This is a genomic window from Streptomyces sp. NPDC003042 (assembly GCF_053591315.1).
Genome location: NZ_JBSFTP010000013.1, coordinates 59,006 through 75,202, shown reverse-complemented (window position 1 = coordinate 75,202; position 16,197 = coordinate 59,006). Strand labels below are relative to the sequence as shown.

Below are 16,197 nucleotides of genomic sequence, written 5' to 3'. Positions count from 1 at the left end.
CGGGACAGTGGCCGGAACGCCTTCGGGCGCGGCCCGCACTTGCGCATCGCGCCCCGCCGGCCCGGATGCGGGGGCCGGATCGCGATCCGCGACCTGCTGGAGCGCCTTCCCGACCCGGCGAAGGGCCCGGCCCGCGGACGCCTCGCACGGCTTCCCGGCGCTCTGATACGAGGGGTGGTCCGGTTCCCGGTGCGCCGGCAGCCGGTGCGCCCGGTATCCGAACAGCGGCTGCCCGCAGCCGTTTTGGATTGGTGGAGGATCCTCACTACGATCCGGCGATGATCATAAGAAAACGGCTGGCGGCCGGGGCCTGCGCCCTGCTCGTCGCCCTGAGCGCAGGGCTCTTCCCGGCGAGCGCCGCCGCTGCCGACGGACCGGCGAAAGAGCCGCCCAAGGTCGATCTGGTACTCGACGTCAGCGGCTCGATGAGGGCGACGGACATCGACGGCCAGTCCCGGATGGCCGCCGCCAAGCAGGCCTTCAACGAGGTGCTGGACGCGGTACCGGACGACGTACGGCTCGGCATACGGACCCTTGGCGCCACCTATGCCGGTGAGGACAAGGCGCTCGGCTGCAAGGACACCCAACAGCTGTACCCCGTCGGGCCGCTGAACCGCACCGAGGCCAAGACCGCCGTCGCCACCCTCGCCCCCACCGGCTGGACACCCATCGGACCGGCCCTGCTCGGCGCCGCCCAGGATCTGGAGGGCGGCAACGCCACCCGCCGGATCGTGCTCATCACCGACGGCGAGGACACCTGCGCCCCGCTCGACCCCTGCGAAGTGGCCCGCGACATCGCGGCCAGGGGCATCCACCTCGTCGTCGACACCCTCGGCCTGGTCCCCGACGCCAAGACCCGCGCCCAGCTGACCTGCATCGCCGAGGCGACCGGAGGCACGTACACCTCGGTACAGCACACCGCCGAACTCTCCGGCAGGGTCAGGCAGCTCGTCGACCGCGCCGCCGACCCCGTCGTCACCCCGGTGGCGACCGAGGGCGCCAAGCAGTGCGAGGGCGCCCCGCGGCTCCAGGCCGGTCTCTACAGCGACCGCGAGACCTTCGGCGAGCACCGCTGGTACCGGGTCGACGTCCGCCCCGGTCAGGAGCTGCGCGCCTCGGTGAGCATCGCCGCCGACCGGGCCGTCAACCGTGACTACGGCGTGCTGCTGCGCGCGACGACCGTCCACGGGCGGGAGATCGTCCGCGGCTCCGAGGCCGGGGACGGACGCACCGACGTGGTCTCGACGGGCCTGCGCTACCCGAAGGCGCTCCTCGACGACGATGCCGCCGACGGCGACGGCGACGGCGACGGCGACGCCGACGGGGACGGCGACGGGCGGGCCGAGACCGTCTGCCTCCAGGTCAGCAACTCCTTCTCCGCCGGTCCGGCCGTCAAGACCGCCCCCGGCATGCCCGTCGAGCTGACCATCGACGTGGTCGACGGTCCCGACGAGGCCTCCGACGTCGCCTCCTTCGGCCTCGGACGCGGCTGGTGGCTGCTGGCCGTGCTCGCGCTCACCGGCCTGGCGGCCGGTCTGCTCTGGGGCTGGATCTCGCGCTGGCGCATCTCCGTCTGGAGGACCAACTGATGGATGCCGTACGCACCCTGAGCGCCGCCCTGCTGACGGGCCTCGCGCTGTCCACCGGCGCGGCAGCGGCCACCGCCGCCCCGAGCCCCACATCGAGCGCCGGCCAGGACAGGGCCGGCCCGACCGAGGCCGGCACCGGCTTCCGCACCGCGACGGCCTTCCGGCCGGGCCAGCGGGCCACGGCCTCCGCGTCCACCGGCGACTACCTCTACTGGATGCTCCCGGTCGACGCGGGCCAACGGGCCACCGTAAAGGCCTCGGTGACCCTGCCCGAGTCCGCGGCCCGGCACGGCGCCGCGACCTGGCAGCTGGACGTGTACGACGGCCTGCGCCGCCGCCAGGCCTGCGCGTACGGCGTCCAGAGCGGCACGGCGGCCAAGGAGGCCGCCACGGTGGAGCTCTCGTGCACCCTGCGCACCGTCCGCTCCGGTGCGGAGCCGTGGGCGAACGACCCGCTGCCGGGCACCTACTACGTACGCCTCACGGTCGTCAGCCTTCCGGCGGAGGACCTCGGCCTGCCGGTACGGGCCCGGGTGGAGGCCGACGTGACGGAGGCGGGCGGCGCCCAGGCGGTGGACGCCGCCCTCGGCGCTCCGCTGGTCCCCGGCATCGGCGGCGCGTCGCAGGAACAGCGGGCGGCGCGCGCGCCGGAGGACGGATGGTCCGCGGGCTGGTGGTCCGACCGCTGGATCTGGACCGCCGCCGGCGGACTGCTCGGGGCCCTCGCGGGCATCCGCGGGTACACGCTCACCCGCGGCGCGGGCCGTCCCGGGCCAGGCCGGTCCGCGGCCTGAGCGGGCGCCGCCGCGCCCACGGGTGCGGCGGCGCCACCGGAGAATGATCATTCGGCCACGGAGCGTGGGCTATGTTGGGAGATGAGTGACGTGAGAAGGAGGCCCGCCGGTGTCATCGGGGCAGCAGGCACGCGCACAGGCGGCCGCGATCAAGCCGACCGGGGACGCGGCCGATCAGGAGCAGGAAAAGGCACCCGCCGACCGGCTGCTGGCGCTCTTCGACGGCCGCCGTCTCTCGCCCGGTCAGCGGCGGATCGCCCAGTACCTGATCGACCACCTCACCGAGGCCGCCTTCCTCTCGATCACCGAGCTCGCCGAACGGGTGGGCGTCAGCCAGCCCTCGGTGACCCGGTTCGCCTCCTCCCTGGGATTCAGTGGCTATCCCGCCCTGCGTGACGTCCTCCAGCCGATCGCGCTGAGCGCGGTGGCCGGCACCCCGGACAGCCGGGAGCAGATCCGCCGCAACGAGCTCCAGGCGGCCGTCGACGCCGAGATCGAGAACCTGGAGAACGTGCGCCGGCTGCTCGCCGACACCAACCAGGTGCTGGATATCGGCCGCGAGCTGGCCCGCTCCGTGCCGCTGACCGTGCTCGGCCTGCGGATCTCGGTCTCCCTCGCGGAGTACTTCGCCTACGCGGCCCGCCGCATCCACCCCGACGTACGCCTGGTCACCCGGGGCGGCAGCGTCGCCTACGACGGCCTGCTCCAGTCCCGGGCGGCCGGCGGCACCTGGGTGCTGGCCTTCGCCATGCCCCGGCACGCCAACGAGACCCTGGCGGCGGTGCGGGCGGCGCGCAGCACGGGACTGCGCGTCGTACTGATCACGGATCCCACGCTCGGCCCTCTCGTGGACGAGGCGGACGTGTGCCTCACCGCCGGCACCGGCTCGCGGCTCGTCTTCGACTCGTACGCCGCACCCGGCATGCTGTCCGCGGCGCTGCTCCAGGCGATGGCGGACGCCGATCCGGAGCGGACGCAGGCGCGGCTCGAACAGTACGAGCAGGTCGCCGACCAGCACGGTTTCTTCCTGTAGGGCGGATTCCCGGCCCTCACGGCGCCCGTCTCACGACCCGCCTCACGGCCCGTCTCGCGGCAGGGATTTTCACACTCCGTGTGTGCATGAAATTTTTCATGCTCTTGCTTACTCAACGGTATATATGTTTACTGACGGCGGCGCTCCGGATCCATCAGATGCCAAGGAGGGCGGCCCCACGTCCTCCTCGAACAGACACCCAGTACGCCGCTCCTCCTCACGGCGCGACCGGGTGGTCAGGTCAGGCTTTCGGATCCCGCAGAGCGCCCCATGGCGGCCTCGGTCAACCCCTGGGCCGAGGCCGCCCCAGCACGTCTCGATCAAGATTTCGACACCACTCGGAAGTGACGAGAATGTCCCAGACGGCCGCCCTCACGCGTAGCCCGGACTGGCCCTTGCAGGTCAAGACCCCCGGCACGCACGACTGGGAACGCACCGCGACCCGCTGGCTGCGGGACCTCCTGCCGGCCCGTTACGGCGGCTACCTGACGCTGACCCGTCACCCCGCCCTCCTCGGCCGGCACGTACAGCTCCAGCTCCAGCACGAGATGCGCGCCGTGCGCGTGGCCCTGCACACCAGCCGGGCGGACCTGCCGACGCTGGGCGTGGCCGAGTCCGTCATCGAGAAGACGATCAGGATGTACGCGATCGAGCTCGAACAGCTGAGCCGCCTGGCCCGCGGCGCCCGCCTGGTCACCGAGGCGCTCCTCGGCGGCGCCCAGGCCCGGCGCGGGACGTAGTCCGCCCGGGCCCGGTGCCGAGTCAGGACGTACGGGTCACCCGGGCGCCGAACGAGGGCTCGGCCAGATCCTCGCCCACCGCGACCGGCACCGTCTTCGCGCCGCTCCCGTCGCCGACCGTCAGCACCCCGACCTCGGTCCCCGCCTTCGCCTCGTGCGGCACCGGCTTCGCGCCCGCGCCGAGCGAGAGCCGCAGCGACTGGCCCGGAACGCCGATGACGCCCAGGTCCCGCGTGGCCACGAGCGGCGTCCGGCCGCCGAGCCCGTCGGCCACGTATCCGACCGTCTGCCCCTTGCGGACGGCGGGGGCCGAGGCGAGCGCGTTGCGGACGGCCTCGATGATCTTCCGGCTGTTCTCCTTCACCAGGACCAGGCTGTTGGCGCCGTTGGGATCCGGTCCGTCCACGTGCTGGTCCATCAACGTGCCCAGGATCAGCGGGGTCTCGTCCCCGACCGACTTGTACGCGGCCCACATCAGCGCGCCGCCGGCGGCCGTACTCGAACCGGTCTTGATGCCCTTGATGCTCAGGCCGGGCGCCAGGAGCAGGTTGCCGTTGTTGTTGATGATCGGCTTGGGCAGCCCCGCGACGGTGGCGTTGGACAGGGCGACGATCGCGCGGAACGCCTCCTCCTTCATCACGGCATCGGCGAGCTTGAGCTGGTCCACGGCGGTGCTGACCGTGCCGGCGTCCAGGCCGCTGGGGTCCGTGTACGTGGTGTCCTTCATCCCGAGTTCTGCGGCGGCGGCGTTCATCTTCGCGACGAAGGCGGCCTCGGAGTCGGTACCGGTGTCCCAACGGGCCAGCAAACGGGCGATGTTGTTGGCCGAAGGGATCATCAGCATCTTGAGCATGTCCTGCTGGCTGAACTTCGTCCCGGCCGTGAGCCCTTCGATGCGCGACTCGTGCTCGGACGTGCCGTCCGCCACGGCCTTGGCGTCGACCTCGATCTGCGGACCCGGGTCGTTCTTGCGCAGCGGATGGTCCTTCAGGACGACGTACGCGGTCATCACCTTGGCCACGCTGGCGGTCGGCACCGCCCGCTGCTCGCCGAAGACGCCGATGTCACCGGAGCCGGGGACCCGGACGGCTCCCTGGCCCTTGCCCGGCCACGGGATCGCGGTGGTCCCCTCCAGGGTGTACGCGTCCTGCGTGCCGACGAGTCGCGGCGCGGGCAGCGGGCGCAGCAACTGCCCCCCGGCGACGGCGGCCGCCAGCACCAGCACGATCGGCGTCCACACCTTGACGCGGCGCGCGAGGGTCCGGCGGGGCGTCTCCGGCGGGGGAGCGGTGTTGGTCAGCTCGGCCAGCAGCTCCAACGGCGGCAACGGCGGCAACGGCGCCTCCCGCGTCGTCTCGACGACCGCCGGCGCGAACTGACTCGTCCGCTCACCGTCACTCCCACCCCCGTCCGGTGCCCGGGAGCCCGCCTCGTCGTTCGGGGCGGGTTCGGCGCGATCCTTCCGGGTCGACGGGCTGTCGTCCGCCGCCTGTTCGGCGGGCGGCTTCCCCGTGGCCGTGCCGGGCACGGCGGCTCCGCCGTCGTCGGACGCCTGCCGCGTGGGGGTCTCTGCGCCGTCCGGTTCAGAGGTGTCGCCGGTCGCGGCGCTGCTCTGCGGCCCTGGTGCGGAGGCTCCGCCGTCCTCCGGGCGCTGTGCGAGCGGGCGCTCCGCAGCCGGATCCGGTGTTCCGGCCTCCTCGCTGGGGGCGATTTCAGTGCGGTCCGTGCGGGCGGACGGGGTGTCGTCCGCCACCTGTTCGGCGGGAGCCTTCCCCGCGGCCAGGCTCGGCGCAGCGGCTGCGCTGTCGCTCGCCGACTCGCCTTCCGGCTCGGGCGTGCCCCCGGTTTCGACGGCTTCGCCGTCCTGCGGGCGGTCTGCGAGCGGGCGGTCCGTCGCCGGATCCGGTGTTCCGGCCGCGTCGGCGTTGCTCGGCCTCGTGGCGGGGGTCGGGGTGTCCGCCTCGTCGTTCGGGGCCGGTTCGGCGAGGGCCTTCGCGCTGGACGGCTTCGGCGTGACGGCCGGGCGGGCGGGAGTGTCCCCCGCCGTGGTGTTGCCCTGGGGCCGCCCCCCGGGCGCTGTTTCGGCGGCTTCGCCGCCCGGCGTGGCGGCTCCGCCGTCGTCGTGCCCGGCCGTGCTCCGGGTCCTCCGGGTGTCCGCGCCCGGGAGGCCGACGGCGCCGCCGACCTGGGCCGGTTCGGCAGCTGCCTTCCCGGTGGGTCGGTCCTCCGGTTCCGTGGGCGGCGTGACGGCGGCGCCGTCGGCCGCCGCCTGCCGGACGGGGGTCTTTCCGTCGGCGGCCACGGCTTCGCTCGGCGGCGGCGCAGCGGCGGCCGGCCCCCGCGCACCGGCTGAGGCCGTGTCAGGAACCTGCTCCGTGGAGTCGGAAGCCTCCTGGCCGTCCTCCGCGGCGGAGCCGTCCTGCTCGGCCGGGCCCTCGGCCAGGGCATCGGCCGGGGCCCCCTCGCCGTGCGCGGGCGCCGCTGCGGCCGGGGCCTGTTCCGGCGTGCGCTCCCGGGGGCCCACCCCCTCGGCGTCGGCCCCCCGTGGGGTCACCGTTTCCTCCGGTCCCCGCACCGCGGGGTCCCCAACCTCACCCGACACCGATTCCGCCTTCATCCCAGCGCCCACCTTGCTGCTCACACCCGGCCGTCACCATCGGCGGGGCCTGCTCCGGCCCTGCCGACCCCCAAGATGCCGCACACGCGCCGCCCGTTCCCGCCGCCGGAAGCTGTGACGGTTCGGTCATAGTCCGAGCCGACCCGACCAGACCCCCTCAGAAGATCTTGGTTTGACGTGCGCGCTCCGACTGTGGACTATTCCACTAACATGTTAGTGGATTGAGCGGAGGTGGGCATGGAGTTCCGGGTCGACCGGCGCAGCGGCGTCGCCACCTATCTGCAACTCGTCACCCAGGTGAAGCAGGCCCTGCGCCTGGGCGTGCTCGAACCGGGCGACCGGCTCCCGACCGTCCGCGAGGTGGTCGCGGCCACCGCCATCAACCCGAACACCGTCCTCAAGGCGTACCGGGAGCTCGAGCGCGAAGGGCTCGTCGAGCCGCGTCCCGGCGCGGGCACCTTCGTACGGCGGTCGCTGTCCCGTCCCGCGACGGCGGCCGATTCGCCGCTGCGCCTCTCCCTGGCCGCCTGGATGGCCCAGGCGCGCGAGGCGGGCCTGGAACGCGAGGACATCACGGCGCTCATCGCAGCCGCCGCGGACGAAAGCTTCAGTACCTCCGGGCCCGGACAGCGGCCCGGACAGTCGAGAGAGGACACGGCGTGAGCGATCCGACCCATGCTCCGGCGCTGCGGGCGACGCGGCTCGCCCGGGAGTTCCCGGGCCGCCGGGCCCTGCACGCGTGCGACGTCGAGGTGCCCGCAGGGCGCATCACCGCACTCGTCGGCCCCAACGGCGCGGGCAAGAGCACCCTGCTCCAGCTCGCGGCCGGCCTGCTGCCCCCGACCAGCGGGCAGATACGCATCTTCGGCGACGCCCCCGGCACCGCGCGGGCCCGCCGCCGCACCGCGTTCCTCGCCCAGGAGAAACCGCTCCACCTCCGCTTCACCGTCGAGGACACCCTGCGCCTCGGCCGCGAACTGAACCCCGGCCGCTGGGACCAGGCGGCCGCCGAACTCCTCCTGCGCGGCGGGGACATCCCGCTCCACGCGCGGGTCGGCTCCCTCTCCGGCGGCAGCCGCACCCGGATCGCCCTGGCCCTCGTCCTCGGCAAGCGCGCCGATCTGCTGCTGCTCGACGAGCCCCTCGCCGATCTCGACCCGCTCGCCCGGCACGAGGTCATGGCCGTACTCATGGCGCAGGCGGCCGAACGTGGCACCGGCATCGTCATGTCCTCGCACGTCCTGGCCGAGCTGGAGGACGTCTGCGACCACGTACTGCTGCTCCAGGGCGGCGCCGTCCGGCTGGCCGGCGACGTCCAGGAACTGTGCGACGCGCACACCTGGCTCACCGGCCGCGCCGACCCGGTCGAAGCCGACGGCCTGCCGCACGCGTTCGACCGGACCACCGTCGTGCACGCCGCCACCGGCGGCCGTCAGGTCACCGCCCTCGTACGACACTCCCCGGACGCGGCGCCCGTCGCGCCGCCGGGCGCCGACGGGCACTGGATCACCGAAACCCCCTCCCTGGAAACCCTCTTGCTGGCACACCTGCGCGCACCGCGCACCACCACGGAGGCCGCCGCGTGAAGGGCGTCCTGTGGCTGGCCTGGCGCCAGCAGCGCCTGATGGTCCTGACCGGCACCGTGCTGCTCGTCGTCTGCGCGGCCTGGGTGGCGTACCGGCGCTCCGAGATGATGACGCTGATCGACGCGTACGGCTGGGTCCCCTGCAAGGGCTGGAACGGCGGATGCGAGAGCACCGCCACCTTCCGGATCATGGACGGGAACACCGGGGCGATCAACATGCTCGGCACCCTCGGGCTGGCGCTCCCCGCCCTCATCGGGGTCTTCTGGGGCGCGCCGCTCCTGGGCCGGGAGTTGGAGAGCGGGACGTTCAAACTGGCCCTGACGCAGGGCGTCGGCCCCCGCAGCTGGTTCGCCGCCCGCTTCGGTCTCGCGGCGCTCTTCGCGACCCTCGCCTCGGCGGTCGTCGCGGCCCTCGTCGCCTGGTGGTGGGCGCCGATCTCCAACACCCTCGACGGGCCGTACTGGCACGACCCCACCATCTACAACGCGACCGGGCCGGCCGCCGTGGCCTGCGCCCTGTTCGCGCTCGCCGCCGGGACCCTCGCGGGTCTGCTGGTACGCCGGGTCCTGCCGGCCATGGCGGTGACGTTCGCGGCGATCGGCACGGCGGCGGTGTTCGTGACGTTCTTCCGCCGGGCCTGGGTCGATCCGCTGACGCGGATCACCCCGGGCATGACCCCCAAGCAGCGGGTCGGCAGCGCGTGGTCCACGGGTGAGTTCGGCTACCTCACGCCCGACGGGCGGGAGCACTCCATCGATGGCGTCTGCCAGTTCTCCGGCGAGGAGCTGCGCCAGTGCATGGCGGAGAACGGTTTCGTGGCGCGCTTCCACAAGGTCTATCCGAGCAGCGACTTCTGGACGTTCCAGTGGATCGACACCGCGCTCTACCTGGGCGCCGCTGCCTTGCTCGTGGCCCTGACGCTGCTGATCCTGCGCCGCCGCACCGCCTGAGCGTCCGCGCCCGGCCACCCGTACCGCCTGACCGCCCGTACCGCCTGACCGAACCCTGCACCTCCCGTCCGAACCCCAGGGGAAACCTCATGGCCACGAAGAAGAATCTGACCGCCGACCGCGCCGCCGTCGGCCACAAGATCCGCTACGCGCTGAGCAATCCGACCCGCATCGCCCCGTACGTACGCCGCGCCGCCCGTGACAGCTGGCTGCGCTTCAAGCACCCCGACCACGTGGGCTACTACCGCGCCGTCATGGCCTCCGACACCAGCCGCAACCCGGAAGCCGCTGTCGGCAGCCAGACCCACGACCGCTGGCTGGCGCTCGGCAAGATGCAGTTCGACTACCTGACCGGCCACGGCCTCACGCCGGGACACCGCATGCTCGACATCGGCTGCGGCAACCTGCGCGCGGGCTGGCGCTTCATCGACCACCTGGACGCCGGCCACTACTACGGCATCGACATCTCGCCCGATATCCTCATCGCCGCCAAGGAGACCCTGACCGGGCAGGGCCTCCAGGACAAGCTTCCGCACCTCACCATCACGCAGGACCTGACGCTGGACTTCCTGCCCGACCACCACTTCGACGTGGTGCACGCGCACAGCGTCTTCTCCCATTCGCCGATCGGCATCATCGACGAGTGCCTCGCCCACGTGGGACGCGTACTGGCGCCCGGCGGCTGGTTCGACTTCACCTTCGACCGCACCGAGGGCGTCGAACACCAGGTCCTGCGCGAGGACTTCTACTACCGCACGCGGACCCTCGTCGACCTCGCCGCCCGGCACGGGCTGAAAGCCCGCTTCATGGAGGACTGGGAGCAGCTGGGCCACGGGCAGTCCAAGATCCGCGTCACCGCCGACTGACGGGCGCCCGCCGCGGGGAGGCCGTCGCGACGGCCTCCCCGCGGTGCTGCTTTCCGGGCCGTGGATGCTCAAAGCTGCTTGGTATCGGACTACTTCGAGCAAGTTCCTTCAGGAAGGCCCCATGGGCCGCTATCTTGCCGAGAGCATGCCAAAGAGGTGTGTCCGCGATCCGGACCGCACGAGGAGCTGCCCGATGAGACTGACCACGAGGCGCGACCGGCACGACCCTCCCCGCACCCGCCCCAGCCGTCCCGGCTTCCCGCGCACCGGCCCGCGCCGTCCCGGCAGCCGTTCACCGCTCGCCTCCCTGCTCGCCGCCGCGCTCACGGTCGCCGGCCTGGCCGCCGCCGGACCGGCCACGGCGCGCGCGGACGGCCCCGCCCCGGCGGCCGCGGGCGCCGCCGCCTCCACGGCCGGCACGGTCACCGCCTTCGCCCAGTCGGGCAGCACCTTCACGGTGAGCACCTCCAGCGGCGCCAAGGCCCGCGTGAGCGTGACCCGCGCCGACATCTTCCGGCTCTGGCTGTCCCCGAGCGGCGCCTTCACCGACGACCCGGCCGGCTCCGACCTCGCCCCCACCACCGACTTCGGGCCCGTCAGCACGAGTTACACCGACGCCGGCGCGTACTACCGCATCACCACCGGCGGCCTGTCCATCCGCGTCAACAAGTCGCCCCTGCAGTTCTCCGTGTACCGCGCCGACAACTCCACCCTCGTCTGGCAGGAGACGCAGCCCACCCGCTGGGGCGGCGGGCAGACCACCCAGTACCTGGCCCGCGGGGCGGACGAGCAGTTCTACGGAACCGGCCTGCGCCTCGGCGAATGGTCGCTGCGCGACAAGAACGTCCCCATCGCCGTCGACAACAAGTGGCGCGAGAACAACAACGCCAGCCCCGCACCCTTCTACATGTCCACGAACGCCTACGGGGTCATGCGCAACACCTGGGCCCCCGGCTCCTACGGATTCAACGCCCCCACCACCCTCACCCACGACGAGAACCGCTTCGACGCCTGGTACTTCACCGGCGACTCCCTCAAAACCGTCCTCGACGCCTACACCGACGTCAGCGGCAAACCCTTCATGGCGCCGATGTGGGGCTTCGAACTCGGCAACGCCGACTGCTTCAACGCCTCCAACCCCGACTACCAGGGCGACCACAACCGCCTGCGCCACCAGACCACCCCCGACGTGGTCGGCTACGCGGCCGACGCCCGCGCCGCCGACATGCCCTCGGGCTGGTTCCTGCCCAACGACGGCTACGGCTGCGGTTACACCGCGCCCCTGAAGTCCACGGTGGACGCGCTGAAGGCCAAGGGCTTCCAGACCGGCCTGTGGACCTCCACCGGCCTCGGTTCGATCGCCGACGAGGTGGGCACGGCCGGCTCCCGGGGCGTCAAGACGGACGTCGCCTGGATCGGCAGCGGTTACAAGTACGCCTTCGACGGCGTCCAGCAGGCCGTCGACGGCATCGAGAAGAACTCCGACGCCCGCCGCTTCGTCTGGACCGTCGACGGCTGGGCCGGCACCCAGCGCAACGCGGTCGTATGGACCGGCGACACCCACGGCACCTGGGACGACATGCGCTGGCACGTCCCCGCCATCACCGGCGCGGGCCTGTCCGGCCACAACTACGCGGCCGGCGACATCGACGGCATCTTCGGCGGCAGCCCCAAGACGTACGCCCGCGACCTCCAGTGGAAGGCCTTCACCCCCGCCTTCATGACCATGTCCGGCTGGGGCGCGACCAATCCGTCTGCCGGATACCAGGACAAGCAGCCCTGGCGCTTCGCCGAGCCCTACCTCTCCATCAACCGCAAGTACCTCCAGCTCAAGATGCGGCTGATGCCCTACCTGTACACGATGAGCCGCGTCGCCCACGAGAGCGGCGTCCCCAGCACCCGCGCGATGGTGCTGGAGTACCCCGACGACCCGGTGGCCCGGGGGAACCTCACCAGCGGCCAGTTCATGGCCGGCGACTCCTTCCTCGTCGCCCCCGTCGTCTCCGACACCTCCGTCCGTGACGGCATCTACCTCCCCGCCGGTACCTGGACGGACTACTGGACGGGCAGGACGTACGCGGGCCCCGGCTGGCTGAACGACTACCAGGCGCCGCTCGACACCCTGCCGCTCTTCGTCAAGGGCGGCGCGATCGTCCCGATGTGGCCGCAGATGAACCACACGGGGGAGAAGCCCGTCTCCACCCTCACCTACGACATCCACCCGCGCGGTGCCTCCTCCTTCAGCCTCTACGAGGACGACGGCCGCACCCGCGCCCACCAGTCCGGCGCCTACGCCCGCCAGCGCGTCGACGTCACCGCACCGGCCGCCGGATCCGGCACGGTCACGGTCGCCGTCTCCGCGCCCAGCGGCAGCTACGCGGGCAAACCGGCCTCCCGGGGCTACGAGCTCAGCCTCCACGTGGCCACCGCCCCGACCGCCCTCACGGTGGACGGCGCCGCGCTGCCGCGCCTGACCTCCAAGGCCGCCTACGACTCCGCCGCGACCGGCTGGTTCTTCGACGCGTCGGACCGCTCCGGCATCCTGTGGATCAAGACGGGTTCAAAGACGGGCGCCTTCACCGTCTCGGCCACCGGCACCTCCGTGCCCGCCGCCGTCCCCGTCCCGACCACCTCGGCGCCCGTGCCGCAGTCGGCCTGGACCCTCGTCTCCGCCGACAGCCAGGAGACCGCCGCCGAGAACGGCGCCGCCCCGGGCGCCTTCGACGGGAACCCGGCCACCATGTGGCACACCGCCTGGTCCTCGGCCAGCCCGGCACCGCTCCCGCACGAGATCCGGATCGACCTCGGCGCCCGCTACCGCGTGGACGGCCTCGGCTACCTGCCCCGCCAGGACGGCGGGGTCAACGGCCGGATCGGCGCCTACGAGGTCTACGTGTCCGACACCACCACCGACTGGGGGAGCCCGGCCGCCACCGGCACCTTCGCCGACACCGCCGCGGCCAAGCAGATCTCCCTGGCCCCCAAGGCGGGACGCTACCTCCGCCTCAAGGCCCTGACCGAAGCCGGCGGCCGCGGCCCCTGGACCAGCGCCGCCGAAATCACCCTGACCGGCCGCCCGTCCCCCTTCCCGGCCGACGCCACCCTCGTCAACGCCGCTTCCGGGAGCTGCGTGGACCTCCCGCACAGCGCCACCACCCCGGGCACCGAACCCACCCTCTACTCCTGCCACGGCGGCCCGAACCAGCGCTGGACCCTCCAGCCCGACGGCCGCGTCACCGGGCTGGCCGGCGTCTGCCTCGACGGCACCAACCCCGCCAAGGTCACCGTCCAGACCTGCGACCGCGCAGCCGGCCAGATCTGGCAGCCCGGCCCGGACGGCAGTCTGCGTACGGGCGGTCAATGCCTGACGCCGGCGGGTTCCGCGACCGCCAACGGCACCCGCCTCACCCGCACCGCCTGCGCCGCCACCCCGGCGCAACGCTGGACCTTCACCCCCTGACCCGCGCGCGCCCCCGGCCTGGCCCCCCACCAGGCCGGTGGCGCCGCGCGGACCCCCCGCCCGTCCGTCCGACCCGGTTGCGCCCCCCGGCGGCGGGTAGGGGACTGCTGAGGCATGAGCGAGGAGGCTGACATGGAAAGAGGCATCTGGGGATACGGACGTGATGCGGGATACGTGGCGGGAACGGACCTCGTCGGCTACGCGGTCGAGGCCACCGACGGCTCCATCGGAAAGATCGACAAGCACACCGACGACGTCGAACGCTCCTACGTCGTCGTGGACACCGGGCCCTGGATCTTCGGCCGCAGGGTCGTGATCCCGGCAGGTGTCATCTCCCGTGTGGACACGGAGGCCGGGGTCGTACGCCTCTCGTGCACCCGCGACGAGGTGAAGGACTCGCCGGAATTCGCGAAGGACCAGGACGAGGACGAATCGACCTTCGTCAAGCTCGTCGGGAAGTACTACGCCTCCGGTAGGTCCGGCACAATCGGCTGATGAGCGATGAACAGCCCTCCGCGCCCCGCACCGCCGGCACCGACCCCTACCTCTGGCTGGAGGACGTGACCGGCGAGGCCGCCCTCGCCTGGGTCCAGGAGCGCAACGCCGAGACCGTGGCCGCGCTGGCCGACGCCCCCGGCTTCAAGGTGCTGGAGCGTGAGGTGCGCGAGGTGCTGGACGACGACGACCGGATCCCGTACGTCGTCCGCCGGGGCCGCCACCTCTACAACTTCTGGCAGGACGCCGACCGCGTGCGCGGCATCTGGCGGCGCACCACCCTGGAGGAGTACCGCACCGAGCGGCCGCACTGGGAGACCGTCCTGGACCTCGACGCGCTGGCCGAGGCCGAGGGCGAGAAGTGGGCCTGGGCCGGCAGCAGCGTGCTGGCCCCCGCCTACCGGCACGCCCTGGTGATGCTGTCGCGCGACGGCGCGGACGCCTGCGTGGTGCGCGAGTTCGACCTGGAGACGTTGGAGTTCGTCGAAGGCGGCTTCGCCGTCGCCGAGGCCAAGACCCGGATCAGCTGGATCGACCACGACCACGTCTGGGTCGGCACGGACTTCGGGCCCGGCTCGATGTCCCCGTCCGGCTACCCGCTCCAGGTACGCCGCTGGCGCCGCGGCACCCGTCTCGACGAGGCGGAACCCGTCTACGAGGGGCAGGCGTCGGACCTCTCCGCCAGTGGCTGGCGCGACCACACCCCGGGCTTCGAGCGGGACTTCGTCTCCCGCCAGATCGACTTCTGGAACGGGGAGCTGTTCCTGCTCCCGCACGGCCCGGCCGCCCCGCCCGTGAAGATCGACGTACCGGACGACGCGATCGCCTCCGTCCACCGCGAATGGCTGATCGTCCACACGAGGTCGCCGTGGCTCGGGCACATCGCGGGCAGCTTGCTCGCCTTCGACTTCGCGGCCTACCGGGCGGGCGAGCGGGAACCGGCCGTCCTGTTCACGCCGGACGAGCGCACCGCGCTCGCCGGCTACAGCTGGACCCGCCACCACCTCGTACTCGCCACCCGCGCCGACGTCTCCTCCCACCTGGAACTCCTCACCCCCGGCCCGGACGGCTGGAGCCGCGCACCCCTGGCCGGCGTTCCGCCGCTGTCCACGGCCTCGGTCGTGTGCACCGATCCGGACGCGAGCGACGAGTACTTCCTGAACGTCTCCGGCTACCTCCAGCCCTCCACCCTCTACCGGGGCACGGCGGGAACCGCCGACGGCGTCGGCGAGAGCGTCAAACAGGGACCGTCGATGTTCGACACGGCCGGTCTCGCCGTGAGCCGGCACTTCGCCACCTCCGCGGACGGCACGAAGGTGCCCTACTTCCTCGTCGGTCCCCCGGATCGCCCCGGCCCCGGACCCACCCTGCTCTACGGGTACGGTGGCTTCGAGCTCTCCCAGGTCCCGCACTACAGCGCCGTCACCGGCCGTGCCTGGCTCGCGCGCGGCGGGACGTACGTCGTCGCCGGCATCCGGGGCGGCCACGAGTACGGGCCCGCCTGGCACCAGGCGGCCCTCGGCGCCCACCGCGTCCGGGCCTTCGAGGACTTCGCCGCCGTCGCCCGCGACCTCACCGACCGCGGCGTCACCACCCCCGCCCAGCTGGGCATCGAGGGCGGCAGCAACGGCGGCCTCCTCGTGGGCGCGATGCTCACCCGGGACCCGGAACTCTTCGGCGCGGCCGTCGCCCACGTACCGCTGCTGGACATGCTCCGCTTCCACAAGCTCCTCGCCGGAGCCAGCTGGACCGCCGAGTACGGAGACCCGGACGACCCGGCCGACCGACCCCACCTGGAACGCATCTCCCCCTACCACCGGATCCGCGCGGACGGAGCCCCGTACCCGCCGCTCCTCCTGCTCACCTCCACCCGCGACGACCGGGTCCATCCCGGCCATGCCCGCAAGATGGCCGCCCGGCTGCGCGAGCACGGACATCCCGTCCACTTCCACGAGCACCTCGGCGGCGGCCACGCCGGAGCCACCGACCACGGCCAGACGGCCTTCAACGAAGCCCTGGTGCACACCTTCCTGTGGGAGCGTCTGACCCCGCCCCGCTGAACCCGGC

General features: G+C 72.8%; 12 protein-coding genes. 11 read left to right on the top strand and 1 reads right to left on the bottom strand.

Features of this window, described 5'->3' with window-relative positions; all coding sequences use genetic code 11:
• The first annotated feature begins 278 nt into the window (after nucleotides 1-278).
• The 4 genes from ACWDYJ_RS10375 to ACWDYJ_RS10360 all read left to right on the top strand — a co-directional run bounded on the left by ACWDYJ_RS10375 (nucleotide 279) and on the right by ACWDYJ_RS10360 (nucleotide 4,156).
• Nucleotides 279-1,589: a VWA domain-containing protein gene (locus ACWDYJ_RS10375; protein WP_451565087.1), complete on the top strand. Its 1,311-nt coding sequence runs from the start codon at nucleotides 279-281 to the stop codon at nucleotides 1,587-1,589.
• Nucleotides 1,589-2,383, top strand: a complete 795-nt coding sequence (locus tag ACWDYJ_RS10370) for a hypothetical protein (protein WP_451565086.1) — start codon at nucleotides 1,589-1,591, stop codon at nucleotides 2,381-2,383. Before ACWDYJ_RS10375 ends, ACWDYJ_RS10370 begins: the two co-directional genes overlap by 1 nt.
• A 109-nt stretch (nucleotides 2,384-2,492) precedes the next feature.
• On the top strand, nucleotides 2,493-3,416 hold the full coding sequence (locus ACWDYJ_RS10365; RefSeq protein ID WP_451565085.1) for a MurR/RpiR family transcriptional regulator: 924 nt from the start codon (nucleotides 2,493-2,495) through the stop codon (nucleotides 3,414-3,416).
• A gap of 353 nt (nucleotides 3,417-3,769) precedes the next feature.
• Nucleotides 3,770-4,156 (top strand): hypothetical protein, encoded by a 387-nt coding sequence (locus ACWDYJ_RS10360; protein ID WP_451565084.1) that lies wholly within the window; start codon nucleotides 3,770-3,772, stop codon nucleotides 4,154-4,156.
• Nucleotides 4,157-4,178: 22 nt separating this feature from the next.
• Here ACWDYJ_RS10360 and ACWDYJ_RS10355 read toward each other — a convergent pair whose 3' ends face one another.
• On the bottom strand, nucleotides 4,179-6,710 hold the full coding sequence (locus tag ACWDYJ_RS10355; RefSeq protein WP_451565083.1) for a serine hydrolase: 2,532 nt from the start codon (nucleotides 6,708-6,710) through the stop codon (nucleotides 4,179-4,181).
• A 300-nt stretch (nucleotides 6,711-7,010) separates the two neighbouring features.
• Between ACWDYJ_RS10355 and ACWDYJ_RS10350 the strand changes: the two genes are divergently transcribed.
• The 7 genes from ACWDYJ_RS10350 to ACWDYJ_RS10320 all read left to right on the top strand — a co-directional run bounded on the left by ACWDYJ_RS10350 (nucleotide 7,011) and on the right by ACWDYJ_RS10320 (nucleotide 16,190).
• Complete coding sequence (locus ACWDYJ_RS10350; RefSeq protein ID WP_451565082.1) at nucleotides 7,011-7,436, top strand: GntR family transcriptional regulator; 426 nt, start codon at nucleotides 7,011-7,013, stop codon at nucleotides 7,434-7,436.
• A complete protein-coding gene (locus tag ACWDYJ_RS10345) occupies nucleotides 7,433-8,359 on the top strand; it encodes an ABC transporter ATP-binding protein (RefSeq protein WP_451565081.1) in 927 nt (308 codons plus the stop codon). The genes ACWDYJ_RS10350 and ACWDYJ_RS10345 overlap by 4 nt, the downstream gene beginning before the upstream one ends.
• Complete coding sequence (locus ACWDYJ_RS10340) at nucleotides 8,356-9,309, top strand: transporter (RefSeq protein ID WP_451565080.1); 954 nt, start codon at nucleotides 8,356-8,358, stop codon at nucleotides 9,307-9,309. The genes ACWDYJ_RS10345 and ACWDYJ_RS10340 overlap by 4 nt, the downstream gene beginning before the upstream one ends.
• A gap of 89 nt (nucleotides 9,310-9,398) precedes the next feature.
• Nucleotides 9,399-10,175: a class I SAM-dependent DNA methyltransferase gene (locus ACWDYJ_RS10335; protein ID WP_451565079.1), complete on the top strand. Its 777-nt coding sequence runs from the start codon at nucleotides 9,399-9,401 to the stop codon at nucleotides 10,173-10,175.
• 193 nt (nucleotides 10,176-10,368) lie between these two features.
• On the top strand, nucleotides 10,369-13,635 hold the full coding sequence (locus ACWDYJ_RS10330) for a TIM-barrel domain-containing protein (protein WP_451565078.1): 3,267 nt from the start codon (nucleotides 10,369-10,371) through the stop codon (nucleotides 13,633-13,635).
• A gap of 132 nt (nucleotides 13,636-13,767) precedes the next feature.
• Nucleotides 13,768-14,130 (top strand): PRC-barrel domain containing protein, encoded by a 363-nt coding sequence (locus tag ACWDYJ_RS10325; protein ID WP_451565077.1) that lies wholly within the window; start codon nucleotides 13,768-13,770, stop codon nucleotides 14,128-14,130.
• Nucleotides 14,130-16,190 carry a prolyl oligopeptidase family serine peptidase gene (locus tag ACWDYJ_RS10320; protein ID WP_451565076.1) on the top strand — a complete coding sequence of 687 codons (2,061 nt, stop codon included), beginning with the start codon at nucleotides 14,130-14,132 and terminating at the stop codon, nucleotides 16,188-16,190. Before ACWDYJ_RS10325 ends, ACWDYJ_RS10320 begins: the two co-directional genes overlap by 1 nt.
• Nucleotides 16,191-16,197: the final 7 nt, after the last annotated feature.

Coding starts and splice junctions, on each gene's coding strand:
- ACWDYJ_RS10375 (WP_451565087.1), top strand. CDS start 279: ATGATCATAAGAAAACGGCTGGCGGCCGGGGCCTGCGCCCTGCTCGTC.
- ACWDYJ_RS10370 (WP_451565086.1), top strand. CDS start 1,589: ATGGATGCCGTACGCACCCTGAGCGCCGCCCTGCTGACGGGCCTCGCG.
- ACWDYJ_RS10360 (WP_451565084.1), top strand. CDS start 3,770: ATGTCCCAGACGGCCGCCCTCACGCGTAGCCCGGACTGGCCCTTGCAG.
- ACWDYJ_RS10350 (WP_451565082.1), top strand. CDS start 7,011: ATGGAGTTCCGGGTCGACCGGCGCAGCGGCGTCGCCACCTATCTGCAA.
- ACWDYJ_RS10335 (WP_451565079.1), top strand. CDS start 9,399: ATGGCCACGAAGAAGAATCTGACCGCCGACCGCGCCGCCGTCGGCCAC.
- ACWDYJ_RS10330 (WP_451565078.1), top strand. CDS start 10,369: ATGAGACTGACCACGAGGCGCGACCGGCACGACCCTCCCCGCACCCGC.
- ACWDYJ_RS10325 (WP_451565077.1), top strand. CDS start 13,768: ATGGAAAGAGGCATCTGGGGATACGGACGTGATGCGGGATACGTGGCG.
- ACWDYJ_RS10320 (WP_451565076.1), top strand. CDS start 14,130: ATGAGCGATGAACAGCCCTCCGCGCCCCGCACCGCCGGCACCGACCCC.